The following is a 23,651-nucleotide window of genomic DNA, read 5'->3' as shown; positions in this document are numbered from 1 at the left end:
GGCGTCGCTCGCAAGCCGGGGGCGTACGTCGGCGCCGAGACCCTGGGGGTACGTCGGCGCCGTGCGACGTCGTCCAGAGAAACAGGCTCGGGAGGCGTCCGCAATGCCCCCTTTTACTAGTTGTGGTCGCATCTGGGAGTGGTGGGGGGTGTGTGATCTGGGTCTCAAGGGGCAGGTCAGTCCCCTTTTTGGCGTGGGCATGGCGTCCGAAATGTACTACTAGGGTGTTTAGTGAGTGACCTGGGTCATGTGGGGTGCTTCACCGTTCAACGGGGGTCGAATGTGACCGCGGTCTCGAACGCCGCCCGCCGTGTGGCTCTGCGTAGCGCCTTGAGCACGGCCGGGCCGAGCGTGAGCGTCAGCGCCACCGTGACGACGGCCCGGCCCAGGTCCCAGCCGAGCGAGGTGGCCGTGCAGTACGCGAGGAAGCGGGCCAGGTTGGCGGGGACGGCCGCGTGCGCGTCGAAGGCGATGTCCGAGGCGAGCGCACCCATGAAGGGCCAGCCGGCCAGGTTCATGATCGTGCCGTAGGCGAACGCGGCCAGGAAGCCGTAGAGAGCGAGCAGGGCGAGTTCGGCGCGGCCGCGCAGTCGGTCCGGGCCCGGCAGCAGGCCCGCGCCCATCGTGAACCAGCCCATCGCCAGCATCTGGAACGGCATCCACGGGCCGACCCCGCCCGTCAGCAGCGCCGACGCGAACATGGTGAGCGAGCCGAGCGTGAAGCCGAAGCCCGGCCCGAGGACCCGGCCGCTGAGCACCATCAGGAAGAACATCGGCTCGATGCCGGCGGTGCCTGCGCCGATCGGACGCAGGGCGGCCCCGGTCGCCGCGAGCACGCCGAGCATGGCGACCGCCTTCGGGCCGAGCCCGGACTCGGAGATCGTCGCGGCCACGACGGCTACGAGCAGCACCAGCAGCCCGGCGAAGAGCCAGGGGGCGTCCTGGGCGTGGGCGTTCAGCGCGGACGCGGGCGGCGCGAGGAAGGGCCAGCCGAAGGCGACGACGCCGACCGCGCTCACGAGGGCGAGAGCGGCCGTGGAGCGGGGGCCGAGGCGGATGGCCCTGGCCTGTGCGGTCTTCGTCGTCCGGGTCTGCGCGTCCGTCCGGGGCGTCCCGGGCGTCGTGGTCTGCGGGGTCATGCCAGCGCCTCCCGTACCTGCGCGACCGTCAGCCACTCCTGCGGTGCGAGGATCTTCGTCACCTGCGGGGCGAAGGACGGGGACGACACGACGACCTCCGCCGTCGGACCGTCCGCGATCACCTCACCCTCCGCGAGCAGCACCACGCGGTGCGCCAGCTCGGCGGCGAGCTCCACGTCGTGCGTGGCCAGGACGATCGCGTGGCCCTCGGCGGCGAGGCCGCGCAGCAGGGTGACCAGGCGGGCCTTGGCGCCGTAGTCCAGGCCCCGGGTCGGTTCGTCCAGGAGCAGCAGGGGCGGGCGTGCGGTGAGGACCACGGCGAGCGCGAGGGTCAGGCGCTGGCCCTCGGAGAGGTCGCGCGGGTGGGTGTCGTCTTGGATGCCGGGGAGCAGCTCCGAGACCAGGGCACGGCACGTACCGGGGTCCGCCTGCGCGTCGCGGTCGGCCGCCGCGCACTCGGCCGCGACCGTGTCGGCGTAGAGGAGGTCACGGGGTTCCTGCGGGACCAGGCCCACGCGGCGTACGAGGTCGGGGGGTGCCGTGCGGTGCGGGGGCACGCCGGTGGTGAGGACCGAGCCGGTCGTCGGCGGGACCAGGCCTACGAGGGTGTTGAGGAGGGTGGACTTGCCTGCGCCGTTGCGGCCCATGAGGGCGATGGTTTCGCCGGGGGTGATGGTCAGGGTTACGTGGCGTAGGGCTTCGACGTGGCCTCGGCGGACTGAGAGGGAGCGGGTCTCCGCGACGGCGGATGGGGTTGCGGAGGGGGTGGTGGGCTTGCGGAGGGGGCGTCGCCAGCGGCGGGTGGGGGCTGAGGTGGGGGCCTTTGCGCTTACCGGCGCTTGCCGGGTGCCGCCTGCGCCCACCCGTGCCGCCCTGGCGGCACGATTGCCCGCAGGCTGCGGCTGCGGATGCGGATGCGCCAGTTGGTCGCGCAGTGCGCCCGCCCGGCGCCGTGCGTCACGGACCGTCAGCGGCAGCGGGGTCCAGTCGGCCAGGCGGCCCAGACCCACCACCGGTGGATACACCGGGGATACGGCCATCATCTCGGCCGGGTTGCCGAGCAGCGGCGTCGCTCCCGGGGAAGGCATCAGGGCGACCTGGTCGGCGTACTGGATGACGCGTTCCAGGCGGTGTTCGGCCATGAGGACCGTTGTGCCGAGGTCGTGGACGAGGCGCTGCAGGACGGCCAGGACCTCTTCCGCGGCGGCGGGGTCGAGGGCCGAGGTGGGTTCGTCGAGGACGAGGACCTGGGGGTGCGGGGTGAGGACCGAGCCGATGGCGACGCGTTGCTGCTGGCCGCCGGAGAGGGTGGCGATGGGGCGGTCGCGCAGGGAAGCCAGGCCGAGGAGGTCCAGGGTCTCCTCGACGCGGCGCCGCATCACCTCGGGAGCGAGGCCCAACGACTCCATTCCGTAGGCGAGTTCGTCCTCGACGGTGTCCGTCACGAAGTGCGAGAGCGGGTCCTGCCCCACCGTGCCGACGACGTCGGCGAGTTCGCGCGGCTTGTGGGTGCGGGTGTCGCGGCCCGCGACCGTGACCCGGCCGCGCAGGGTGCCGCCCGTGAAGTGCGGAACCAGACCGCTGACCGTGCCGAGCAGCGTGGACTTGCCGACGCCCGACGGGCCCACCAGCAGCACGAGTTCACCCTCGGGGACCTCGAAGTCGACGCCCCGGACGGTGGGTTCGGTCGCGCCGTCGTACGTCACGGAGACATCCTCGAAGCGGATCACGACGGCTCCTTTGGGGCGACGAAGGACGGCAGCAGGCCGATCAGTACGGCTGCCGCGGGCCACAGCGGGAGGGCGGGGGCGACGAGCGGAACGACGCCGGGGTGCAAGGCCTTGGGGTCGGACGTGGACGCGAGCGTGAGGAGTGCCGCGACCGCCGCGCCGGAGCCCGCGACCAGCCAGGCCCGGACGTCCCAGCGGTCCGGGCGGTAGCGCGTACGCAGGCTGCGGCGGCCACCGAGCCGCAGCCCGGCAAGCGCCGCCGCGACCCCGGCGAGCAGCAGGGGCAGCCCGTAGGTGCCGCCTGCGGCGGTGAGCAGTCCGTACGTTCCTGCGCAGACGCCGAGCAGCCCGCCGAGGGTGAGCGCGGCGGTGGTGCGGCGTACGGCGGGCGGGACCTCGGCGGTGCGGCCGTAGCCGCGGGCGTCCATCGCGGCGGCCAGGGCGACGGAACGCTCCAACGCACCCTCCAGCACCGGCAGTCCGACCTGCAGCAGACCGCGTACGCCGCGATCCGGACGGCCGCGCAGGCGGCGGGCGGCGCGCAGGCGCTGGACGTCGGCGATCAGGTTCGGGGCGAAGGTGAGGGCGACCACGATCGCGACACCGGCCTCGTACAGCGCGCCCGGCAGGGACTTCAGGAGACGGGACGGGTTGGCGAGGGCGTTGGCGGCGCCGACGCAGATGAGGAGCGTGGCGAGCTTCAGGCCGTCGTAGAGGGCGAAGACCAGTGATTCGGCGGTGACCCGGCCGCCCAGGCGGATGCCCTGCGCCCAGTGCGGCAGGGGCACTTCGGGGAGCGTGACGATGACGTGGGTGCCGGGGATCGGGGAACCGAGGGCCACCGCGAAGAAGAGCCGGATGACCAGGACGGCGAGGGCGAGCTTGAGGAACGCCGAGTACGAGCGGGACCAGGGGGCGCGGGGGCGGCAGGTGGCGACGACGTACCCGGACGTCGCTATGAGCAGGGCGAGGAGCAGGGGGTTGGTGGTGCGGGTGGCGGCGGTGCCGAGACCCAGCGCCCACAGCCACCAGGCGCCGGGGTGCAGCCCGGAGCGGTCAGTCATGCCTGCGTCGCCGTGCCTGCCACACCGCTGCCGCGCCCAGCAGCGCGATCGCGCCCGCGCCCGCGAACAGCCCGACGGTCGGACCGCTGTCGTTCTTGTCCGCGCTGTCGGGAGCGGCCGTGGCGCCGGGGGCGGTCGTGTCCTTCGTGTCGTTCTTGCCGCCGCTGACCTGCTCCCCGCAACCCGTGCGCGGATACCCGGCGATCGCGCACAGCAGGGCGTTGGTGTCGTAGCGCAGCGGCTTCGCCACCGAGGCCAGGGCGTCGGCGGTCGTCGCGTCGGCGGACACCCGCGCGCAGGCCGTACGGCCGGCCGGCGGACGCTCGCCGGACGGGGCGTCCGCCGCCGTACCGAAGTCGATGACGAGAGCGACCCGCTTCTTGCCGTCCTGCGCAGGTGTCCGCGCGCAGATCGCCGCGAACGACGTCGTCCCGCGCGGCTTCGTCGCGTCGGCCGAGTCCTCGCTCACCGAGAAGCGGAAGCCCTGGACGTCCCCGTCGGAGGGCCGGGCGGTGGCCGGGCCCTGGGTGGCGTAGGTCCAGTGGCCGCCGTCGAAGTCCCAGAAGGACCAGTAGCGGTAGCCGGTGGCGTGCGCCTGGGCGGTGGCGGTGAGCGCGAGGAACAGCGTGACCAGAAGCACTGCGGCACGGCGGAGCACGGCTGTCACCTCTTGTTGCGGACGCTGAGCAGGAAGCCGACGCCGACACCGGCGACCAGGCACACGCCTACGATCCACCAGACGCCGAAGGGGGAGCCGCCCTTGTCGTCCTTCTTGTCCGCCTTGGTCGAGTCGACGGGCGTGGTGGAGGCGGAGACGGACGCGGGCTTCGGGCCGGTCGCGTTGAGCTGCGCCACCAGGTCCTGGCCGCCGAAGTGGTGGACATCGGCGCCGGCCGCCTCGGCGGCGAGGATCAGTTCGGCGTACGCGGCCGGTCCGCTCGCCTTGGCCCAGGGCCCGGAGTTGGCCTCCAGCCAGTCCAGGGCACCGGCCGCCCTGTCGCCCTGTCCGGCGGTCGCGAGGGCGAGGACCGCGTCGGCCGTGTTGCCGTAGTCGGGCTGGGGCTTGGCGCCGGGCATGGCCGAGGTCAGGTGCTTGTCCTTGGCGAGGGCGGTGGTGAGGTAGGCGGCGCCGTTGGCCGCGGCCTGCTCGGCGTCGGGGGCGTCCTTGCACGTCGCGGCGGCGTGGGCCGGCTTGGTTGCCGCCCCGGTCAGCCCCTTGCCGAGGGCTCCCACCACGGCCGCCGCGGTCGCGTCCGCGTTGGCGGCGAGCTTGCCCTTCTTGTCCGGCTGGAAGGCGAAGGCGCCTGCCTGCTTGCCGTCGCAGGGGAGGGCGAGCTTGAGGAGGGCGTCGTAGGGGGACTTGCCGTCCTTGGTGGCCTGCGCGGGCTTCTCGCCCACGGCCGCGAGCGCGCCGATGACGACGGACGTCGAGTTGGCGTCGCTCGCCCCGCCCGGCGCGTAGCCCCAGCCGCCGTCCTTGTTCTGCACGGACTTCAGCCAGGTGACCGCCTTGCCGGTGGCGGTGTCGTGACCGCCGAGCGCGGCGAGGGACTGGACGGCGGCGGCCGTGCTGTTGGTGTCGACCATGGTCTTGGCGTCGCAGGCTTTGCCGGTGTCGGCGCGGAACGGCGCGAACGCCCCGTTCGCGCACTGCTGCCCCGCCAGCCAGTCGACGGCCTTCGCCGCGGGCCGCACGCCCGTCTCGTGCTGCGCGAGCAGGGCCAGCGACTGGCGCCAGACGCCGTCGTACTTCGGGTCCGTGGTGCCGTACAGACCGGCGGGCAGTGCCGACGGGGACGGCGAGGAGGACGCGGCGACGGCGGGTGCGGCCGCGCCGATCACTGCGGCGGCGGCCAGGGCCGCGGCGCTGCGGCGTACGACGTTCATGATCGGCGGGTGCCTCTCCCTGCGGGAGCGGGCAGCACGGGACACCCCGGGCGGCTCGGCTCCGTATGCCTCGACGGTGCCGTGCGCCGGCCGGTTGCCGACACACGTGAGCCGGTCACGACCGTACGGGGCAGTCCGGCTGACCGCCCTCTCACGGACGGTTGTCACGGTTGCGGGTCAGCGCCGGAATTGCACCGGCTTCCCCCCGAACGGGTGTGATGACGACCTGGCCACTGTACCGGGCCGCGGCGCAGGCCCTGCGGGCCGCCTGTGACCGGCCCGCAGTCCCGGGCGGACCGAACCCGGAGGAGCGAGGGCGGCAGGGCGGCATCACGGGTAGCTTCGGGCCCATGACGACCAGGGGGAGACTGCTCGCTTCGGGGCGGGCCAACGACGTGTACGCGATCGACGGCGCGTGGGTGGTGCGGCGCAACCGCGAGGGGTGGGGGGACGCGGTCGCCGAGGGCGCCGTGATGGAGCACGTGCGGGCGCACGGCTATCCCGTACCGCGGGTCCGGCTCGCCGAGTCGACGCGTACGGAGCTCGTGATGGAGCGGCTGGCCGGGCCGACGATGGTGGAGGCGTACGGCGCCGGGCTGATCGGTGCGGCCGAGGGCGGCGCGATGCTCGCCCGGCTGCTGCGGCAGTTGCACGGCATCCCCGGTCGCCGCTCGGCCTCGGCCGATCACCGCATCCTGCACCTGGACCTCCACCCGGAGAACGTGATGCTCACGCCCGACGGACCGCGCGTGATCGACTGGAGCAACACCGAGGAGGGCGACCCCGCCCTGGACTGGGGCATGACCGCCGTCATCCTGGCCCAGGTCGCCGTCGGCGACGGACCGATCGCCGGTCCCGCCCGCGAACTGCTCGACGTACTGCTGGCCGACCCCTCCCAACTCACCGAGCACGGGCTGACCGAGGCCCGGAGGCGGCGCGCGGCCGATGTGATGATGAGCCGCGAGGAGGTCGAACTCCTCGGGGCCGCCGAGCAGTTGGTCAGGTCGTACTGGCGGTGATCCACGGCATCTGCGCCCGTGCGAGCCGGGGCGGCGGCGGTCACCCCAGCACGGCCACCGCGTCCACCTCCACCAGCACCCCTTCGCGTACCGGTCGCACCACCACCGTCGTACGGGCCGGCAGCGGCGAGCAGTCGGCGAAGAAGTCGCGGTAGACGCGGTTGAAGTCGGCGAAGTGGGCGCGGTCGGCCAGATAGCAGGTGCAGCGGACGACGGAGTGCCGGTCGCCGCCCGCGGCCGCCACCACGGCCTCGACATTGGTGAGGACCCGCAGCGCCTGGGCGGCGAAGTCGGCCGGCATGTCACCGGTCGCGGGGTCCAGGGGGCCCTGGCCGGAGGTGAGGAGGAGAGGGCCGGTGCGCACGCCCTGGGAGAGCGGGGGCTCGGTGCCGTCGGGGAAGGGGATGAAGGGGGCGCGGTCGGTACGGACGGCCTCGTGGGCGCCGCGGCCCTGGCGCGGGGTGGGGCCGCCGAAGGGCAGGCGCAGGATGCGGGAGGCGAGCAGCCACTGTCCGTCGACGCGGCGGAAGGTGTCCTCGTAGTGGCCGACCTGGACGGGTGGAGCGGCCGGCACCATGCCGCCGGACCAGCCTTCGACGCGGTACGTCGTGAAGTACGAGGTGGCCTCGGCGGTGTCCTTGGATGTCACCGTGACGCGGATGTTGGACATGACCCGGCGCGAGAGCTTGTCCGCCGGGCGGGCACCGAAGTACGCGCGGAGCGCCGCGCGCCCCTCGGACCGTCGTCCGTCCCCCGGAGCCGGCCATTCCCAGACGCCGTCCTCGGTGAACAGCTCCGCCACGGAGGCGGGTTCACCCAGATCGAGGCGGTGCACGAAGTCGAGGATCAGTCGTTCACAGGCGCGTTCGGCGAGAAGGGTGTCCATGGACGTCCATTAAAGATCCTCGGACGGCTGTGGAAGATCCTCCGCCGACGCGTGCTGAACGGCCACGTACGTCACCGGATCACTCCCCGCCACCGCCTCCGCCCGCCCCAGCTTCACCAGCCGCCGCAGATGCGCCTCCGCCTCCGAGACCGCGATGTTCCTTGACGCGTACGGGATTTGGACCCAGGGGCGGTTCCACTCCATGCGTTCGGCGAGCTGCCAGGGGGTGAGCGGTTCGGCGAGCAGGGTGAGCAGGCCCGTCAGGCGCGTCTCGTGGTGGTCGAGCAACTCCCGTACGCGGGCGGCCGCGTCGGGGAAGGTGTACTGGTGGGCGGGGAGCACCTCGGCGGGGGCGAGTCGGCCGACGCGTTCGAGGGAGTCGAGGTAGTCGCCGAGGGGGTCGGTGACCGTCGCGTCGTCGGGGTCCTCGTACAGGCCGATGTGCGGGGTGATCTCGGGCAGCAGATGGTCGCCGGAGAACAGGCGCCCGTTGCCCGCGAGTTGACTCGGGTGCTGCTCCTCCAGGTGGAGGCAGACATGGCCGGGCGTGTGGCCCGGGGTCCAGATCGCGCGCAGGCGGCGGCCGGGGAGGTCGAGGAGTTCGCCGGGGACGATCTCGCGGTCGGGCAGGGCGGGGGAGAGGCCGGGCAGGCCGGTGCGCGGGCGGGGGGTGCGCAGCGGCGCGATGTGCTCCTCGGGGGCGCCGGCGGCGGTGAGTTTGGCGGTCATGTACGCGTACCAGCGGCCGGGCCGGGTGTCGCGGGTGCGCCGGACGATCGCCGTGTCCGCCGCGTGCATCGCGATCCAGGCGCCGGAGGTCTCGCGCACCCTGCCGGACAGGCCGTGGTGGTCGGGGTGGTGATGGGTGATCACCACGCCGTGGATCTCGTCGGCGTTCGTACCGCAGGCGGCCAGGCCCTCCGTGAGCACGGACCAGGAGTCGGGGTCGTCCCATCCGGTGTCGATCAGGACCGGGCCGCGGTCGGTGTCGACGACGTACACGAGGGTGTGCCCGAGCGGGTTGTCCGGGATGGGGACCCGGACGGACCGTACGCCTCCGCCGTGGTCGGTGACCTGTGCCATGGGTTCCCCTGTCCGCCGCCTTGCCGTCACTATAACTAGAACCAGTTCCAATGGGAGCCCAAGTCACCCATCGCGGGCCTGTGGACTCCTCCGAGTGGAACTGGTATCAGTTCCCGTATCTGATGAACCGTCAGGGAAGACTCGCCGGGGAGGCAGTCGGTCATGACAGAACTCGTGGAACACGGACAGCTGTTCATCGGCGGGGAGTTGACCGATCCCCTCGGCACGGACGTGATCGAGGTGATCTCGCCGCACACCGAAGAGGTCTTCGGGCGGGTGCCGCACGCCTCGAAGGCCGATGTCGACCGGGCCGTCGAGACCGCCCGCCGGGCCTTCGACGACGGGCCCTGGGCGCGGGCGTCGCTCGACGAACGGATCGAGGTCGTCACCCGGATCAAGGACGCGATCGCGGTACGGCACGAGGAGATCGCGCGGACGATCTCCTCCGAGAACGGTTCGCCGTACTCCTGGAGCGTCCTCGCGCAGGCGCTCGGCGCGATGATGGTCTGGGACGCGGCGATCACGGTCGCCCGCGGCTTCACCTACGAGGAGACCCGCGACGGCGCGCTCGGCAAGATCATGGTGCGCCGGGAGCCGGTCGGGGTCGTGGCGGCCGTGGTGCCCTGGAACGTCCCGCAGTTCGTCGCCGCCGCCAAGCTCGCGCCCGCGCTGCTCACCGGCTGCTCGGTGATCCTCAAACCGTCCCCGGAGTCGCCGCTGGACGCGTACATCCTGGCCGACATCACCCGCGAGGCCGGGCTGCCCGAGGGGGTGCTGTCGATCCTGCCGGCCGACCGCGAGGTGAGCGAGTACCTGGTCGGGCACCCGGGCGTCGACAAGGTCTCCTTCACCGGATCGGTGGCGGCGGGCAGGCGCGTGATGGAGGTCGCCTCCCGCCATCTCACGCGGCTGACACTGGAGTTGGGCGGCAAGTCGGCGGCGGTCGTCCTGCCGGACGCGGACGTCGAGAGCACGGTCGCGGGCGTCGTCCCGGCCGCCTGGATGAACAACGGCCAGGCGTGCGTGGCCCAGACGCGCATCCTGCTGCCGCGCTCGCGCTACGACGAGTTCGCCGAGGCCTTCGCGGCCGCGGCGGGCGCCCTCGTGGTCGGGGACCCGCTGGACGCGGCCACCCAGGTCGGCCCGCTGGTCGCCCGGCGCCAGCAGCAGCGCAACCTCGACTACATCCGCATCGGCCAGGAGGAGGGCGCCAAGATCCTCACCGGCGGCGGCCGTCCGCCGGGCCTGGACCGCGGCTGGTACGTCGAGCCGACCCTCTTCGGCGATGTCGACAACTCGATGCGGATCGCCCGGGAGGAGATCTTCGGACCGGTGATCTGCCTGCTCCCCTACGGCGACGAGTCCGACGCCGTGAAGATCGCGAACGACTCGGAGTACGGGCTGAGCGGCAGCGTGTGGACCGCGGACGTCGAGCACGGCATCGACGTCGCGCGCAGGGTCCGTACCGGCACCTACTCGGTCAACACCTTCAGCCTCGACATGCTCGGCCCCTTCGGCGGCTACAAGAACTCAGGTCTGGGGCGGGAGTTCGGGCCTGAGGGGTACGGCGAGTACCTGGAGCACAAGATGATCCACCTGCCGGCCGGCTGGAAGGCGTGAGCGGCATGGGCGACCGCTGGCACATCGAGGTCGACCGCTCCGTCTGCATCGGCTCGGCCCAGTGCGTCAACCGCGCCGAGGGCGCCTTCCGCCTCGACTCCGCCATGCAGTCCCACCCCGTGGAACCGGAGACCGACGCCAACGAACGCATCCTGGCCGCGGCGGAGAGCTGCCCGGTGGAGGCCATCGTGATCACCCTGCTGGGCAGCGGGGAGCCGGTGTTCCCGCCGGAGGACTAGGAGTACGGTGCGGCTCGCAGGGTGGCGATCAGCCCCCGCACCCGACTGCCGTCGGACTGCTCCCACACCCCGGAGACATGGCCGACGGTCTCCGGTACGGGGGCCTCGTCCACGAGGGTTTCGTCCACGGGGGCCTCGTCCCGTATCGGTGTCAGTGCGCGGTGCAGGCGCAGGATCAGGCCGCCCGGCACGGTGAACTCGGTGCTGTCCTGGGTGTCCTCTGGGGCGCCCGGGGCGCCGATCGGGCCCTCGCCGGTGTAGGAGCGGACGACCTCGTGGTCGAGGGTGTCGCTGACGCTCTGCGCGTGCGCGGGGGTGCGGCCCTCGATCAGGGCGAGCAACTGCCTTGTCAGCAGGGGGTCGTGGCAGCCGTCGTAGGCCCAGCGGGGGCCGAGCACGCCGTGCTCCATGGTGCCGACGAGCGCGTGCTCGGCGCCGTCGAGCGGGGCGCCGCGATACGTCAGCGGTACGAGATAGGTCCCCGACGCCTCCCTGGCGACCAGGAACTCGATCCCGACCTCGCCCTCCGGATCGTCCAGCCGGAATCCGCCGGCCTTGGCCAACTCCGGTTCGGCGGAGCCGTGGTACCAGGAGCGGGTGGGCAGCCATGCGGAGAGGAGTTCGAGTTTGGTGGGCTTGAGGGTGGTGTGGTGAATGACGGCCATGCCGGCATTCTCCGGTCCGACCGGCCCGGCCCGCCAGACGACCTCAGCGAGGCGTCACTCCGGCGCTCTGGGATCGGTCAGGTCGATCAGCCGGCACACCGTCTCGATGTCGATCTTGACCTGGGCGATGGAGGCGCGGCCCGACAGCCAGGTGATCAGGGCGGAGTGCCAGGTGTGCTCGATGACACGGACGGCGGACAGCTGCTCGGGGGTGGGGTTCTCCAGGCCCACCGCGTCCAGGATGATCATCGTGGTCTGGCGGGAGACCTGGTCCACCTCCGGCGAGACGCTGCGGTCGGCGAAGGTGAGCGCGCGGACCATCGCGTCGGCCAGATGCGGCTCGCGCTGCAGGGCGCGGAAGGCCCGCATCAGGGTCTCCGCGACCCGCTGGGCCGCCGTGTCGCCGGTCGGCGGTTTCTTGCGCAGCGTGCCGTGCATGTGCTCCAGCTGGTCCTGCATGGTGGCGACCAGCAGATGGATCTTGGACGGGAAGTACCGGTACAGCGTGCCCAGCGCCACCTGCGAGGACTCCGCGACCTCACGCATCTGCACCGCGTCGAAACCGCCCCGGCTGGCCAGCTGCGCGCTCGCGTGCAGGATGCGCCGGCGACGCGCCTCCTGCCGCTCCGTGAGGGGCGGGGAGGCCGGCTGCGAGGCATTCATTTCCACCTTGGCCTCCTTGGCTTCCGCAGACATGGGTCCCGTTCCGTGACGGTCGGTGAGGGCTGGTGATCGGACCGAGCATGGCAGCAGCTCCGCCGTGGCGCGAATCACCTGATCCACTGCTCACAGCGCCCCTACCGCCCGGTAGATTCAGAGCCTCCTGGACGATCAAGTCTGAAACTTGTTCTAGATTAGCGTCCCGGCGTAATCTCGCGGGACAGTGCATGCAGAAGGGGGCCCAGAGTGACCGCTGAGGCCAGTCAGGCGGGGCCCCGGGAGGACCCCGCCGCGGACGGCGAGCGACCGCTCCACATCGCGCTCCTCACCTATAAAGGGAACCCGTTCTGCGGCGGCCAGGGCGTCTACGTCCGGCATCTCTCGCGTGAACTGGCCCGCCTCGGCCACCGCGTCGAGGTCATCGGCTCCCAGCCCTACCCGGTCCTCGACGAGGGCGCGGACTACGCGCACCGTCTGAGCCTGACCGAGCTGCCCAGCCTCGACCTCTACCGCTCGCCGGACCCCTTCCGCACCCCCGGGCGCGAGGAGTACCGCGACTGGGTCGACGCGCTGGAGGTCGCGACGATGTGGACCGGCGGCTTCCCCGAACCGCTGACCTTCTCCCTGCGCGCACGGCGCCATCTGCGCGCCCGGCGCGGCGAGTTCGACGTCGTGCACGACAACCAGACGCTGGGCTACGGCCTGTTGGGCGACGTCGGCGCCCCGCTCGTCACCACGATCCACCACCCCATCACCGTGGACCGCCAGTTGGAGCTGGACGCGGCCGAGGGGTGGCAGCAGAAGCTGTCCAAGCGCCGCTGGTACGCCTTCACCCGCATGCAGAAGCGTGTCGCGCGCCGCCTGCCCTCCGTGCTCACCGTCTCGGGCACCTCCCGCGCCGAGATCGTCGACCACCTCGGCGTGCGTGAGGACCGTATCCACGTGGTGCACATCGGCGCGGACACGCAACTGTTCTCGCCCGACCCGTCCGTGCCTGTCGTGCCCGGCCGGATCGTGACGACCTCCAGCGCGGACGTGCCGCTCAAGGGCCTGGTCTTCCTCGTCGAGGCGCTGGCGAAGGTCCGCACCGAGCACGCCTACGCCCACCTCGTCGTCGTCGGCAAGCGGCCCACCGAGGGACCCGTCGCCCAGGCCATCGAGCGCTACGGCCTCGAAGGCGCCGTCGAGTTCGTCAAGGGCATCTCGGACGCCGAACTGGTCGACCTGGTCCGCTCGGCGGAGGTCGCCTGCGTCCCCTCCCTCTACGAGGGCTTCTCCCTCCCGGCGGCCGAGGCGATGGCCACCGGCACACCGCTCGTCGCGACGACCGGCGGGGCCATCCCGGAGGTCGCGGGACCCGACGGCGAGACCTGCCTCGCCGTGCCCCCGGGCGACCCGGGCGCGCTGGCCGCCGCCGTCAACCGCCTGCTGGGCAACCCCGAACTGAGGGTGCGCCTGGGCCGCGCCGGGCGGGAGCGGGTGCTGAAGCACTTCACCTGGGCCCGCGCCGCCGAGGGCACGGTGCGCCACTACCGCGACGCCATGGCCGCCTCCGCCGGGCGGCCCCCCGCGCGCCCCGCCGCCCCGCACACCCCCGCGGCCGGCCAGGCGGCAGCCGTGGAAGAACTAGCCGTATCCAACCCCGAAAGCAGGGCCACGTGCTGACCGTCGACTTCTCCCGGTTCCCGCTCGCCCCGGGCGACCGCGTCCTGGACCTCGGCTGCGGGGCGGGCCGGCACGCCTTCGAGTGCTACCGGCGCGGCGCGCAGGTCGTGGCGCTCGACCAGAACGGCGAGGAGATCCGCGAGGTCGCCAAGTGGTTCGCGGCGATGAAGGAGGCCGGCGAGGCGCCCGAGGGCGCGAGCGCCACGGCCATGGAGGGAGACGCCCTCCAACTCCCGTTCCCCGACGAGTCCTTCGACGTCGTCATCATCTCCGAGGTGATGGAGCACATCCCCGACGACAAGGGCGTGCTCGCCGAGATGGTCCGGGTGCTGAAGCCCGGCGGCCGCATCGCCATCACCGTCCCGCGCTACGGCCCCGAGAAGGTCTGCTGGGCGCTGTCCGACGCCTACCACGAGGTCGAGGGCGGCCACATCCGCATCTACCGGGCGGACGAACTCCTCGCCAAGATCCGGGAGGCCGGACTCAGGCCCTACGGCACCCACCACGCGCACGCGCTGCACTCGCCGTACTGGTGGCTGAAGTGCGCGTTCGGCGTCGACAACGACCAGGCGCTGCCGGTGAAGGCGTACCACAAGCTGCTGGTCTGGGACATCATGAAGAAGCCGCTGGCCACCCGGGTCGCCGAGCAGGCGCTCAACCCGCTGATCGGCAAGAGCTTCGTGGCCTACGCGACCAAACCGCACCTGCCGACGCTCGCCGAGGCGGGGGCGGAGACCCGGTGACCACTCCCCGGACAGAACACCTCGTCCTGCCCGGGGTTCTCACCGCCGGGCAGGCCGCCGCGACCGTAGGGGGCATCCTCGCCGTGCAGCGGGAGGACGGGGCGATCCCGTGGTTCCGCGGCCACCACCTGGACCCCTGGGACCACACCGAGGCCGCCATGGCGCTGGACGCCGCGGGCGAGCACGAGGCGGCCGAGCGGGCCTACGCATGGCTCGCCCGCCACCAGAACGAGGACGGCTCCTGGTACGCGGCCTACGCCGACGGGGACTTCGCGGACGTCACCGACCACGGCCGGGAGACGAACTTCGTCGCCTACATCGCGGTCGGCGTGTGGCACCACTATCTGTCGACCGGCGACGACCTGTTCCTGGACCGCATGTGGCCGTCGGTGTACGCGGCGGTCGAGTACGTGCTCAGGCTCCAGCAGCCCGGCGGGGAGATCGGCTGGAAGGGCGAGGACGACGGCAGCTTCACCACCGACGCGCTGCTGACCGGCTCCTCCTCCGTCCACCACGCGCTGCGCTGCGCGCTCGCCATCGCCGAGCAGCGTGAAGAGCCGCAGCCCGACTGGGAGTTGGCCCTCGGCGCCCTGCGGCACGCGATCCGCCGCCACCCCGAGCGGTTCCTCGACAAGGACCGCTACTCGATGGACTGGTACTACCCGGTGCTGGGCGGCGCGCTGACCGACACGGAGGCCAAGTCCCGTATCCAGGAAGGCTGGGACCGCTTCGTCGTGCCCGGCCTCGGGGTGCGCTGCGTCGTGCCGAACCCGTGGGTCACGGGCGGGGAATCGGCCGAACTCGCCCTCACGCTCTGGGTGATGGGCGAGTCCGACCGCGCGCTGGACATCCTCCAGGCGATCCAGCACCTGCGGGACGCGGAGAGCGGCCTGTACTGGACGGGATACGTCTTCGAGGACGAGGCCGTCTGGCCCCGGGAACTGACCACCTGGACGGCCGGCTCGCTCCTCCTCGCGGTCGCCGCCCTGGGCGGCCACGAGGCGACGTGCACGGTGTTCGGCGGAGAGAGCCTGCCGCGAGGACTCGACCCCGACTGCTGCTGAGCCCTCGGCCCGCGGCGATCGGGGCCTACGGCCTCAGCGACGTCGGCGTCGGCGTCAGTGGCGGTGGACGCGGTTGGCGATGGCGTGGCCGACGAAGAGGTAGACCACGGCCGCGAGGCCGTAGCCGGCCACCACGCGCGCCCACGCATCGTCGAACGTGAACAGGTCGTGCGACCAACCCGCCAGCCACAGAGCCGCGTTGTGGATGAACTGCACGAAGTCGTTCGCGCGGTTCGCGTCCAGCAGGTACATGAGAATCCACAGGCCCAGGATGAGGGCCATGACGTCGGCAACGATCGCGATGACCGTTCCGGCCTGGTTGGCACCGTTGCGATATCGAGGGGACATGCCGAACAGGTTGCCGCCGAAGCGCATGTGAAACCTTCGTGACCGACGGCCCCTACGAGTTGAGCTCCGCCAGCACCCGCAGCGAGTGCCGGTCCGGGGACAGCGCGAGCAAATCCGTCACCGGGCCCTTGCGCCACAACTCCAGCCGCTCCGCGATCCGTTCACGCGGCCCGACCAACGAGATCTCGTCGGCGAAGGCATCCGGGACCGCGAGCACCGCCTCCTCGCGCCGGCCCTCCAGGAACAGCCGCTGAATACGCCGCGCCTCCTCCTCGTACCCCATGCGCGCCATCAGGTCGGCATGGAAGTTGCGCGACGCGTGGCCCATGCCGCCGATGTAGAAGCCGAGCATGGTCTTGACCGGCAACAGCCCCTCCGCCAGGTCGTCGCAGACCTGGACGCGCGCCATCGGGGCGACGAGAAAACCGGGCGGGAGCTGCTCGAGTGCCGGGCCGTACACGTCCGGACGGCTCGGCGACCAGTACAGCGGCAGCCAGCCGTCGGCGATGCGCGTCGTCTGCGCGACGTTCTTCGGCCCCTCCGCACCGAGCAGCACGGGCAGATCGGGGCGCAGCGGATGCGTGATGGACTTGAGCGCCTTCCCGAGCCCCGTCCCGTCCTCGCCGCGATACGGATGCGCGTGGAACCGCCCCTCCGCCTCGACGGGCCCCTGCCGCCGCAACACCTGCCGTACGACGTCGACGTACTCCCGCGTCGCGGTCAGCGGCGACCTGGGGAACGGCCGCCCGTACCACCCCTCCACCACCTGCGGTCCCGACAGCCCCAGACCGAGCATCATCCGCCCGCCGGAGAGATGGTCGAGGGTGAGCGCGTGCATCGCGGTGGTGGTCGGCGACCGGGCCGCCATCTGCGCGACGGCCGTGCCCAGCTTGATCGTTGAGGTCCGCGCCGCGATCCAGGTGAGCGGCGTGAAGGCGTCCGAACCCCAGGACTCCGCGGTCCACACGGAGTCGTACCCGAGCCGCTCGGCCTCCTGCGCGAGCGGTACGTGGTCCGCGGAGGGGCCGCGGCCCCAGTAGCCGAGGGCGAGCCCGAGTCGCATCGACGCCTCCTGACGGGTCGTCAGTTACCTGCCGGTGGGCTGCGACTGTACGGCAACGGCCCCCCCACCCGGAAGGGCGAGGGGCCGGTGTGAGGCCGTGCGCGCGGACTCAGCCGCGTTGGATGCCGGACGTGTCCTGCAGAACGCCACGACGGCCGTCCTGCGTCTGCGCCACCAGACCCGGGCCGCGCTGCTCCACGGCCAGGTACCAGGTGCCGGGCGCCAGTTCGGCGATCGGCGTCGGCGAACCGTCCTCCGCGAACAGCGGCCGCGGCACGGGCACCGCGAACCAGAACGGCGAGAAGTCCCCACCCGCCGCCTGCGGCTGAGGCTGCCCCGGCTGCGGCTGCCCGGGCTGAGGCGCGCCCGCCTGCGGCTGGGCACCGTAGGGCTGCCCCGGCTGCGGCTGACCCCCGTACTGCGGCTGCTGCGCACCCGGGTAGCCGTAACCACCCTGGGGCTGGGCGCCGTAGGGCTGGGGGGCGGCGGGCTTGGGGGCGGGGAGGAGCGGCGCACGGAGCGCGGGGACGAGAGCGGTGGCGACCGCGGCTCCGGCCATGACCAGGGTCGCGATGAGCGCGAGAATCAGGCCGGTGCCGGCGCTGACGCCGTTGTCCGAAGCGGAGCCGACGTTGTCCGTGCCGCCGAGCGGGTCGAAGATGTTCCCGAGCGCGGCCCAGGCAGCGAAGACGGTGAACGCCGTGCCGAACTGGCCGAGGTCGAGACCGGCCACCTTCGGGACCTGCGGCAGGCCGTGGGACACAACGACGAGCGCGGCGCCGATGATGCCTGCGAGGACGACGCCCATCAAAACCGGACCGCTTTCCCAGGAGTTGGGGAGCTCGGCGCTGTCAGGGGCCCCATCGACGGAGTAGATGTCGAGGAACGACGCGATGAACAGCAACACCGCTGCTCCGATCACCACGCCGTCGCCTCGAGTGAGGGAGCGGATATTCACTTCAGGTCCTTCGTAGGTCGTCTCGTCGTCGGTAGACACTATCGCCCCCCGACCAGGGTGTCTGCCGGGATCCGCCCGCCTGTCACGAAGCGTGCAGGAAACTCACGATTCCATCAGAGATCCCTTGCGCGGCCTTCTGTCGCCAGGTGCTACTGGTGAGCAGTGCCGCATCCTTGCTATCGCGCATGTTGCCGCACTCGATGAAGACCTTGGGAACTGTTGACAGATTGAGACCGCCCAGGTCCTTACGCGTGACGATGCCGGAGCCGTCGCCGATGTAGTTGGCCGGTGCGCTGCCGGTCACGCGCACGAACTTGCCCGCGATGTAGTTGCCGAGATCGGCGGAGGGGCCGACGATCTTGCGGGTATCCGCGCCGCCCGCGTCGACGAACCCCGGGAGGATGACGTGGAATCCGCGGTTGCCGACGGCGGAGCCGTCCGCGTGGATGGAGATCGCGGCGTCGGCGTGGGCCTTGTTGCCGATCTCGGCCCGTTCGGTCACACAAGGGCCCCAGGCGGGGGAGCCGTTGTCGTGGGTCAGCTTCACCGTGGCGCCCTGCTTCTCCAGCAGCGCCTTCAGCCGGTGCGAGACGTCCAGCGTGAACTGGGCTTCTGGGTAGCCCGCGTTGGTGGCCGTGCCCGTGGTGTCGCACTCCTTGCGGTTGGTGCCGATGTCCACCTGGCGGTTGATCTCGGCCGTGTGCCGGAAGTTGCCCGGATTGTGGCCCGGGTCGATGACGACGACCTTGCCCTTGAGGGAGCCGGTGGCGGCGGGCGCCGAGGAGGTGGGGGAGGCGTGCGTGGCCGGCGCGCTCGGCCGCTTGCCGTCGTCGGTGGCGGTGGAGCCGGCGGCGCTGGGTCCCGACGATCCCGACGCCGAGGTGGCCGAGGTCTGCACGGTCGCCTTGTCCGCGCCGTCCCCACCTCCCGTCCCGCCGACCGCTTCGTACACGAGCCACCCGAGCAGCGCACCCGGCACGAGCGCGGCGACCGCGACGGTCAGAGGGCGGCGGCGGGGGCGGCGGGGCTGGGGAGGATCGAAATCCGGGCCTACATACGACACGGCTGTAACCCTAGCGGCCGTTCAGGAAGCGCGTGGCAGTCCCACCCCCTTGCGGCGCCTATCGAAAATCGATAGATTCCCATCGCGAATCGATGGAAGGATGGCTCATGGGGCAGCTGGCGGTACGTGCGCTGCGCGCCGTGCTCGGTGTGGTGCTGGTCGGCACCGTGCTCGTTCAGGCATTGATGGTGTGGGTGCTGATCAGCGGGAACGACCCGGAGGACGGGACGCTCCCGCTGACCGCGATGCGCGTGATCACGATCCTGGGCATGGTGACGGTCCAGGTCGCCGTGGTCTGCGTGGGGCGGCTGGTGGCGATGGTGCGTCGCGGAACCGTGTTCTCCCACGCGGCCTTCCGGTACGTGGACGGGGTGATCGGCGCGGTCGTGGCGGCCGCCCTGGTGTGGTTCGCGGTCACGGGCGTCAACGCGCCGGGCCAGCGCGAGGATCCCGGCGTCACCGTCATCATGGCCGGGATCGGCCTCGCCATCCTGGGGGTCGCCCTGATCGTGCTCGTGCTGCGGATGCTGCTCGCCCAGGCCGTCGCCCGCGACGTCGAGGCGACGCGGATGCGGGCCGAGCTGGACGAGGTGATCTGATGCCGATCGCCGTCGACATCGACGTGATGCTGGCCCGGCGCAAGATGTCCGTGGGCGAGCTCGCGGAGCGCGTGGGGATCACGCCCGCCAATCTGGCGGTGCTCAAGAACGGCCGCGCCAAGGCGGTGCGCTTCACGACGCTCGCCGCACTCTGCGAGGCGCTCAAGTGCCAGCCGGGCGACCTGCTCCGCTGGGAGGCCGACGACTCCGCGAGCGGATGAGGCAGTGCGTCAGCGCCCGGTGGCCGACGTCCCCGCGCCCGTCCGCCGCAGGACGCGCAGCGAACCGGTCGCCGAAACCTCCGTGAAGGCCCCGGACCGCAGGGCCCGGAGGTAGACGCGGTACGGGGCCTGTCCGGTGAACTCGTCCTCGGGGTCCGGGAAGACGTCGTGGATGAGCAGCAGTCCGCCCTCGGCGACGTGCGGGGCCCAGCCCTCGTAGTCGGCGGTCGCGTGCTCGTCGGTGTGCCCGCCGTCGATGAAGACCAGGCCGAGAGGCGAGCCCCAGACCGACGCCACCTGCGGCGAACGGCCGACCAGCGCCACCACGTGCTCCTCGAGACCGGCCCGGTGCAGGGTCCGCCGGAAGGTGGGCAGCGTGTCCATCAGGCCGATCTCGGGGTCGACCGTCTCCGGGTCGTGGTAGTCCCAGCCGGGCTGCTGCTCCTCGCTGCCGCGGTGGTGGTCGACGGTCAGCGCCATGACCCCGGCCTCACGCGCCGCGTCGGCGAGCAGAATCGTGGACCGCCCGCAGTACGTCCCCACCTCCAGCAGAGGCAGCCCCAACGCCCCCGCCTCCACGGCCGCCGCATACAGCGCCAGCCCCTCGTCCACAGGCATGAACCCCTTCGCCGCCTCGAACGCGGCCAGAATCACGGGCTTGGGTGCGGCCGCGGGCATGGGGGTTCCTTCCGTTCGTACGTGCACATAGCCGCCCCATGCTGCCGCACCCCCGGCCGAAGCATCGACGGGGGGTGCGGCAACGGTTTTTGCTTTTAGGGGCGCGGGGAACTGCGCGACAAGCCACATCAATGCCGCAGCCGCCCAACGACGGACCGCGGCACCGCATTGGGCGCTACGCCGTCACCGCATCCCCGGGCAACGCCAAATCCACGGACACCGCCCGCTCCTCCCCAGGATGCGTAGCAGCAGAAGCAAGCGGCCCATACCCCGCAGCCCGTGCGGCCAGCACATACGCCCCCTGCGCCGGCACGGCGATGACATAGCTGCCGTCCTCCCCGGAGACGGCGGCCCCGGCCTGGCGCCCCCGCCGGTCGATCAGCGTCACCTTGGCGCGGGCCACAGGCGCACCCTCGGCGTCCAGCACCCGCCCGCGGAAGCCCCGTAGAACCTCCTCGGCACGTGCGATACCGGCCTCCTCCTCGCTGCTGATCCGCAGCTGCGGGGCGCGGTTCGGCTTCGGCAGGAACAGGGCCATCAGCAGGCCGACGGCGACCGCGGCGGTGGCGATCAGGAAGGACACGTGGAACCCGTGCATGGTCGGGATCGCGACGCCGCCCACGTTCTGCGCGGTGTTCGCCAGCACCATGCCGACGACGGCGCTCGACACGGACGTACCGATGGAACGCATCAGCGTGTTCAGGCCGTTCGCCGCGCCCGTCTCCGACGCGGGCACCGCGCCGACGATCAGGGCGGGCAGCGAGGAGTAGGCGAGACCGATGCCCGCGCCGAGGATCACCGCGATGAGGGCGCTCTGCCAGGGCGCGCTCATCAGGCCGAGGCCGGCGCCGTACCCGATGCCGATGATCAGCATGCCGAGGATCAGGGTGACCTTCGGGCCGTACTTGGCGGACAGCCGGGCGTAGACCGGCGCCGTGAACATCATCGTCAGGCCCAGCGGGGCGACCAGCAGACCGGCGACGACCATCGACTGGCCGAGGCCGTAGCCGGTGGACTTCGGGAGCTGCAGCAGCTGGGGAAGGACGAGGGAGACGACGTAGAAGCTGACGCCGACCATGATCGAGGCCAGGTTGGTGAAGAGGACCGCCGGGCGGGCGGTGGTGCGCAGGTCGACCAGGGGGGCCTGCTTGCGCAGCTCCATCACGCCCCACAGGAAGAACACGAGGGCCGAGGCGCCGAACAGGCCGAGCGTGGTGGCCGAGGTCCAGCCCCAGTCGCTGCCCTTGGTGATCGGCAGCAGGAACAGCACCAGTCCGGCCGACAGGCCGACGGCGCCGAGCACGTCGAAGGTGCCCTTCGCGCGCATTGGCGACTCGGGTACGACGAGGAGGGTGAGGGTGATCGACAGGACGCCGAGCCCCGCGGCGCCGTAGTAGAGGGCGTGCCAGTCGGCGTGCTGGGCGACGAGCGCCGCGAGCGGCAGGGCGAGCCCGCCGCCGACGCCTATGGAGGAGCTCATCAGGGCCATGGCCGAGCCGAGCTTCTCGCGGGGCAGCATGTCGCGCATCAGGCCGATGCCGAGCGGGATCGCGCCCATGGCGAAGCCCTGGAGGGTGCGGCCCGCGATCATCGTGAGCAGGTCGCTGGTGAACGCGCTGATCAGTGCGCCGACCACCATCACGGCGAGGCTGAGGATCAGCATGCGCCGCTTGCCGTAGAGGTCGCCGAGCCGGCCCATGATCGGAGTGGCGACGGCGCCCGAGAGCAGGGTCGAGGTCAGGACCCAGGTGGCGTTGCTGGGTTCGGTGTCCAGCAGCTGCGGCAGGTCCTTGATGACCGGGACGAGCAGGGTCTGCATCACCGCGACAACGATGCCCGCGAAGGCGAGTACCGGGACGACGGCCCCGCTCGTCCTCCTGGTGGGCGGTTCGTTCGTCGTGTGCGTCATTGCGTGAGGCCTCCCGTTAGATAAGTGCTCGGTAAACCTCGTATGCACAGGCAACTATTCCGTTGCTTCGGGTCTCTAATCATTTCTTGACCCGGTCATGGGATTCTGATCGGTCATCAGATCTGGTGGCTGAATGGAACGTGTTCTAGTCTGCGCGCCATGAAGGCCTACGTCGCCGGGGTCGGCATGACCCGATTCGAGAAGCCCGAGACCCGTGAGTGGCAGTACTGGGACATGGTGCGGGAGGCGGGGAGCGCGGCGCTCGCGGACGCCGGAGTGACCTACGAGGACGTGGAACAGGTTCCCGTCGGCTACTGCTTCCAGCCCTCAACCGCCGGGCAGCGCGCCGCCTATGAGCTGGGTCTCACCGGAGTGCCCGTCTACAACGTCAACAACAACTGCGCCACCGGCTCCACCGCCCTGATGCTGGCCCGGCAGCTGGTGGAGGGCGGGGCGGCCGGCTGCGTCCTGGCGCTGGGCTTCGAGAAGATGAGGAAGGGAGCGCTGGGCGGGGGTGCGGACGGCGGGGACTTCGCCACCTCGCCCGTCGCCCGGCACTACGGGATCATGGCAGCCCGGCACGGCTTCGAGGCGACCCCGCCCACCGCGCAGATCTTCGGCGACGCGGCCCGTGAGCACATGGAGAAGTACGGCACCACCGAGGCGCAGCTCGCCGCCGTGGCCGCCAAGAACCACCGGCACTCGGCGCACAACCCGTACGCGCAGTTCCGGGACGTGTACGAGGTCGGCGACATCCTCGCGGCCCGCACCGTCCACCGGCCGCTGACCAAGCTGCAGTGCTCGCCTACCTCGGACGGGGCGGCGGCCGCGGTCGTGGTGTCCGAACGGTTCGCCGAGGAGCGCGGGCTGACCTCGCTCGTCGAGATCGTCGCACAGGCGATGACCACCGACACGCAGGAGTCCTTCGCCTCCGGTTCCTGCATCGACGTCGTGGGGCAACCGATGTCGCGGGAGGCGGCCCGGCAGGTCTACGAGCGGGCCGGGCTCGGCATCGAGGACGTGGACGTCGTGGAGCTGCACGACTGCTTCTCCGTCAACGAACTGCTGACGTACGAGGCGCTCGGGATGTGCGCCGAGGGGGAGTCCGGGAAGCTCGTGGAGTCCGGGGCGACGACGTACGGCGGGCGCTGGGTGGTGAACCCGTCCGGCGGGCTGATCTCCAAGGGGCATCCGCTGGGCGCGACCGGGATCGCCCAAGTCGCCGAGCTGGCCTGGCAGTTGAGGGGCGAGGCGGGGGAGCGGCAGGTGCCGGGCGCCGGTGTCGGGCTGGCGCACAACATCGGGTTGGGCGGGGCGGCGGTGGTGACGCTGTTGCGGGCGGCGTAGG

Annotated in this window: 24 protein-coding genes and 1 pseudogene; 9 read left to right on the top strand and 16 right to left on the bottom strand. The window is 71.8% G+C overall.

Annotation, left to right across the window (positions count from 1 at the left end; genetic code table 11):
- Positions 1-266: 266 nt before the first annotated feature.
- From JYK17_RS20965 to JYK17_RS20945, 5 genes are read right to left on the bottom strand one after another with little or no spacing between them, the layout of a single operon-like run.
- Entirely contained in the window at positions 267-1,139 is an 873-nt protein-coding gene (locus JYK17_RS20965; protein WP_108007894.1) for an ECF transporter S component, read from the bottom strand.
- Entirely contained in the window at positions 1,136-2,869 is a 1,734-nt protein-coding gene (locus JYK17_RS20960) for an ABC transporter ATP-binding protein (protein ID WP_128803178.1), read from the bottom strand. Before JYK17_RS20960 ends, JYK17_RS20965 begins: the two co-directional genes overlap by 4 nt.
- Positions 2,866-3,933 carry an energy-coupling factor transporter transmembrane component T gene (locus JYK17_RS20955; protein WP_128803179.1) on the bottom strand — a complete coding sequence of 356 codons (1,068 nt, stop codon included), beginning with the start codon at positions 3,931-3,933 and terminating at the stop codon, positions 2,866-2,868. Before JYK17_RS20955 ends, JYK17_RS20960 begins: the two co-directional genes overlap by 4 nt.
- Positions 3,926-4,591, bottom strand: coding sequence for an SCO2322 family protein (locus JYK17_RS20950; protein ID WP_128803180.1), 666 nt, complete (start codon positions 4,589-4,591; stop codon positions 3,926-3,928). The genes JYK17_RS20955 and JYK17_RS20950 overlap by 8 nt, the downstream gene beginning before the upstream one ends.
- A gap of 5 nt (positions 4,592-4,596) precedes the next feature.
- Entirely contained in the window at positions 4,597-5,820 is a 1,224-nt protein-coding gene (locus tag JYK17_RS20945) for an SCO2321 family membrane protein (protein ID WP_222810981.1), read from the bottom strand.
- 350 nt (positions 5,821-6,170) lie between these two features.
- Here JYK17_RS20945 and JYK17_RS20940 point away from each other — a divergent pair, with 350 nt between their 5' ends.
- Entirely contained in the window at positions 6,171-6,839 is a 669-nt protein-coding gene (locus JYK17_RS20940) for a phosphotransferase (RefSeq protein ID WP_108008072.1), read from the top strand.
- A 40-nt stretch (positions 6,840-6,879) separates the two neighbouring features.
- Here JYK17_RS20940 and JYK17_RS20935 read toward each other — a convergent pair whose 3' ends face one another.
- The 3 genes and pseudogenes from JYK17_RS20935 to JYK17_RS20930 form a co-directional block, all read right to left on the bottom strand.
- Positions 6,880-7,245 (bottom strand): RidA family protein, encoded by a 366-nt coding sequence (locus JYK17_RS20935; RefSeq protein WP_108008073.1) that lies wholly within the window; start codon positions 7,243-7,245, stop codon positions 6,880-6,882.
- 42 nt (positions 7,246-7,287) lie between these two features.
- A pseudogene (locus JYK17_RS40625) lies at positions 7,288-7,725 on the bottom strand (nuclear transport factor 2 family protein); the annotation flags it as partial.
- Positions 7,726-7,734: 9 nt separating this feature from the next.
- On the bottom strand, positions 7,735-8,808 hold the full coding sequence (locus JYK17_RS20930) for a Strvi_7410 family MBL fold metallo-hydrolase (RefSeq protein WP_222810980.1): 1,074 nt from the start codon (positions 8,806-8,808) through the stop codon (positions 7,735-7,737).
- A 162-nt stretch (positions 8,809-8,970) separates the two neighbouring features.
- Between JYK17_RS20930 and JYK17_RS20925 the strand changes: the two genes are divergently transcribed.
- Positions 8,971-10,428, top strand: coding sequence for an aldehyde dehydrogenase (locus JYK17_RS20925; protein ID WP_108007900.1), 1,458 nt, complete (start codon positions 8,971-8,973; stop codon positions 10,426-10,428).
- 5 nt (positions 10,429-10,433) lie between these two features.
- Complete coding sequence (locus JYK17_RS20920) at positions 10,434-10,667, top strand: ferredoxin (RefSeq protein WP_108007901.1); 234 nt, start codon at positions 10,434-10,436, stop codon at positions 10,665-10,667.
- On the opposite strand, the gene JYK17_RS20915 is transcribed toward JYK17_RS20920, so the two are convergent.
- Both JYK17_RS20915 and JYK17_RS20910 read right to left on the bottom strand, forming a co-directional pair.
- Positions 10,664-11,332, bottom strand: a complete 669-nt coding sequence (locus tag JYK17_RS20915) for a maltokinase N-terminal cap-like domain-containing protein (protein ID WP_222810979.1) — start codon at positions 11,330-11,332, stop codon at positions 10,664-10,666. The two genes, JYK17_RS20920 and JYK17_RS20915, sit on opposite strands and share 4 nt — an antisense overlap.
- 54 nt (positions 11,333-11,386) lie before the next feature.
- On the bottom strand, positions 11,387-12,028 hold the full coding sequence (locus JYK17_RS20910; protein WP_108007903.1) for a TetR family transcriptional regulator: 642 nt from the start codon (positions 12,026-12,028) through the stop codon (positions 11,387-11,389).
- A gap of 210 nt (positions 12,029-12,238) precedes the next feature.
- Here JYK17_RS20910 and JYK17_RS20905 point away from each other — a divergent pair, with 210 nt between their 5' ends.
- The 3 genes from JYK17_RS20905 to JYK17_RS20895 are packed head-to-tail and all read left to right on the top strand — an operon-like array spanning position 12,239 to position 15,464.
- Positions 12,239-13,657, top strand: coding sequence for a glycosyltransferase family 4 protein (locus JYK17_RS20905; protein ID WP_108007904.1), 1,419 nt, complete (start codon positions 12,239-12,241; stop codon positions 13,655-13,657).
- Positions 13,651-14,400 (top strand): class I SAM-dependent methyltransferase, encoded by a 750-nt coding sequence (locus JYK17_RS20900; protein WP_108007905.1) that lies wholly within the window; start codon positions 13,651-13,653, stop codon positions 14,398-14,400. The genes JYK17_RS20905 and JYK17_RS20900 overlap by 7 nt, the downstream gene beginning before the upstream one ends.
- Positions 14,397-15,464: a prenyltransferase/squalene oxidase repeat-containing protein gene (locus tag JYK17_RS20895; RefSeq protein WP_222810978.1), complete on the top strand. Its 1,068-nt coding sequence runs from the start codon at positions 14,397-14,399 to the stop codon at positions 15,462-15,464. The genes JYK17_RS20900 and JYK17_RS20895 overlap by 4 nt, the downstream gene beginning before the upstream one ends.
- Before the next feature lie 54 nt (positions 15,465-15,518).
- Here JYK17_RS20895 and JYK17_RS20890 read toward each other — a convergent pair whose 3' ends face one another.
- The 4 genes from JYK17_RS20890 to JYK17_RS20875 form a co-directional block, all read right to left on the bottom strand.
- Positions 15,519-15,812, bottom strand: a complete 294-nt coding sequence (locus JYK17_RS20890) for a hypothetical protein (RefSeq protein WP_108008074.1) — start codon at positions 15,810-15,812, stop codon at positions 15,519-15,521.
- A 52-nt stretch (positions 15,813-15,864) separates the two neighbouring features.
- Entirely contained in the window at positions 15,865-16,875 is a 1,011-nt protein-coding gene (locus tag JYK17_RS20885; protein WP_222810977.1) for an LLM class F420-dependent oxidoreductase, read from the bottom strand.
- A gap of 109 nt (positions 16,876-16,984) precedes the next feature.
- Complete coding sequence (locus JYK17_RS20880; protein WP_108007908.1) at positions 16,985-17,833, bottom strand: DUF5336 domain-containing protein; 849 nt, start codon at positions 17,831-17,833, stop codon at positions 16,985-16,987.
- Positions 17,834-17,915: 82 nt separating this feature from the next.
- Positions 17,916-18,896, bottom strand: a complete 981-nt coding sequence (locus JYK17_RS20875) for an N-acetylmuramoyl-L-alanine amidase (protein ID WP_222810976.1) — start codon at positions 18,894-18,896, stop codon at positions 17,916-17,918.
- A 107-nt stretch (positions 18,897-19,003) separates the two neighbouring features.
- Between JYK17_RS20875 and JYK17_RS20870 the strand changes: the two genes are divergently transcribed.
- On the top strand, positions 19,004-19,495 hold the full coding sequence (locus JYK17_RS20870) for a DUF2975 domain-containing protein (RefSeq protein ID WP_222810975.1): 492 nt from the start codon (positions 19,004-19,006) through the stop codon (positions 19,493-19,495).
- On the top strand, positions 19,495-19,716 hold the full coding sequence (locus JYK17_RS20865; protein WP_108007911.1) for a helix-turn-helix domain-containing protein: 222 nt from the start codon (positions 19,495-19,497) through the stop codon (positions 19,714-19,716). Before JYK17_RS20870 ends, JYK17_RS20865 begins: the two co-directional genes overlap by 1 nt.
- 9 nt (positions 19,717-19,725) lie before the next feature.
- Here JYK17_RS20865 and JYK17_RS20860 read toward each other — a convergent pair whose 3' ends face one another.
- Together JYK17_RS20860 and JYK17_RS20855 are read right to left on the bottom strand one after the other, a co-directional pair.
- Positions 19,726-20,394 carry a class I SAM-dependent methyltransferase gene (locus JYK17_RS20860; protein ID WP_128803188.1) on the bottom strand — a complete coding sequence of 223 codons (669 nt, stop codon included), beginning with the start codon at positions 20,392-20,394 and terminating at the stop codon, positions 19,726-19,728.
- 175 nt (positions 20,395-20,569) lie between these two features.
- Positions 20,570-22,303, bottom strand: coding sequence for an MFS transporter (locus JYK17_RS20855; protein WP_222810974.1), 1,734 nt, complete (start codon positions 22,301-22,303; stop codon positions 20,570-20,572).
- Between the two features lie 159 nt (positions 22,304-22,462).
- Here JYK17_RS20855 and JYK17_RS20850 point away from each other — a divergent pair, with 159 nt between their 5' ends.
- Complete coding sequence (locus tag JYK17_RS20850; protein ID WP_128803190.1) at positions 22,463-23,650, top strand: lipid-transfer protein; 1,188 nt, start codon at positions 22,463-22,465, stop codon at positions 23,648-23,650.
- The last annotated feature ends 1 nt before the right edge of the window (position 23,651 follow it).

Source organism: Streptomyces plumbidurans, from assembly GCF_019857225.1.
Lineage (GTDB): Bacteria > Actinomycetota > Actinomycetes > Streptomycetales > Streptomycetaceae > Streptomyces > Streptomyces plumbidurans.
The sequence above is the reverse complement of the archived record's forward strand: the minus strand, read 5'-3'. Positions and strand labels throughout refer to the sequence as shown.

Excerpts from the sequence above, each read along its gene's own strand:
- JYK17_RS20925 (WP_108007900.1), top strand. The coding sequence starts at position 8,971 with ATGACAGAACTCGTGGAACACGGACAGCTGTTCATCGGCGGGGAGTTG.
- JYK17_RS20870 (WP_222810975.1), top strand. The coding sequence starts at position 19,004 with ATGGGGCAGCTGGCGGTACGTGCGCTGCGCGCCGTGCTCGGTGTGGTG.
- JYK17_RS20865 (WP_108007911.1), top strand. The coding sequence starts at position 19,495 with ATGCCGATCGCCGTCGACATCGACGTGATGCTGGCCCGGCGCAAGATG.
- JYK17_RS20890 (WP_108008074.1), bottom strand. The coding sequence starts at position 15,812 with ATGTCCCCTCGATATCGCAACGGTGCCAACCAGGCCGGAACGGTCATC.
- JYK17_RS20920 (WP_108007901.1), top strand. The coding sequence starts at position 10,434 with ATGGGCGACCGCTGGCACATCGAGGTCGACCGCTCCGTCTGCATCGGC.
- JYK17_RS20860 (WP_128803188.1), bottom strand. The coding sequence starts at position 20,394 with ATGCCCGCGGCCGCACCCAAGCCCGTGATTCTGGCCGCGTTCGAGGCG.
- JYK17_RS20850 (WP_128803190.1), top strand. The coding sequence starts at position 22,463 with ATGAAGGCCTACGTCGCCGGGGTCGGCATGACCCGATTCGAGAAGCCC.
- JYK17_RS20940 (WP_108008072.1), top strand. The coding sequence starts at position 6,171 with ATGACGACCAGGGGGAGACTGCTCGCTTCGGGGCGGGCCAACGACGTG.
- JYK17_RS20855 (WP_222810974.1), bottom strand. The coding sequence starts at position 22,303 with ATGACGCACACGACGAACGAACCGCCCACCAGGAGGACGAGCGGGGCC.
- JYK17_RS20965 (WP_108007894.1), bottom strand. The coding sequence starts at position 1,139 with ATGACCCCGCAGACCACGACGCCCGGGACGCCCCGGACGGACGCGCAG.
- JYK17_RS20915 (WP_222810979.1), bottom strand. The coding sequence starts at position 11,332 with ATGGCCGTCATTCACCACACCACCCTCAAGCCCACCAAACTCGAACTC.
- JYK17_RS20945 (WP_222810981.1), bottom strand. The coding sequence starts at position 5,820 with ATGAACGTCGTACGCCGCAGCGCCGCGGCCCTGGCCGCCGCCGCAGTG.
- JYK17_RS20910 (WP_108007903.1), bottom strand. The coding sequence starts at position 12,028 with ATGTCTGCGGAAGCCAAGGAGGCCAAGGTGGAAATGAATGCCTCGCAG.
- JYK17_RS20955 (WP_128803179.1), bottom strand. The coding sequence starts at position 3,933 with ATGACTGACCGCTCCGGGCTGCACCCCGGCGCCTGGTGGCTGTGGGCG.
- JYK17_RS20930 (WP_222810980.1), bottom strand. The coding sequence starts at position 8,808 with ATGGCACAGGTCACCGACCACGGCGGAGGCGTACGGTCCGTCCGGGTC.
- JYK17_RS20885 (WP_222810977.1), bottom strand. The coding sequence starts at position 16,875 with ATGCGACTCGGGCTCGCCCTCGGCTACTGGGGCCGCGGCCCCTCCGCG.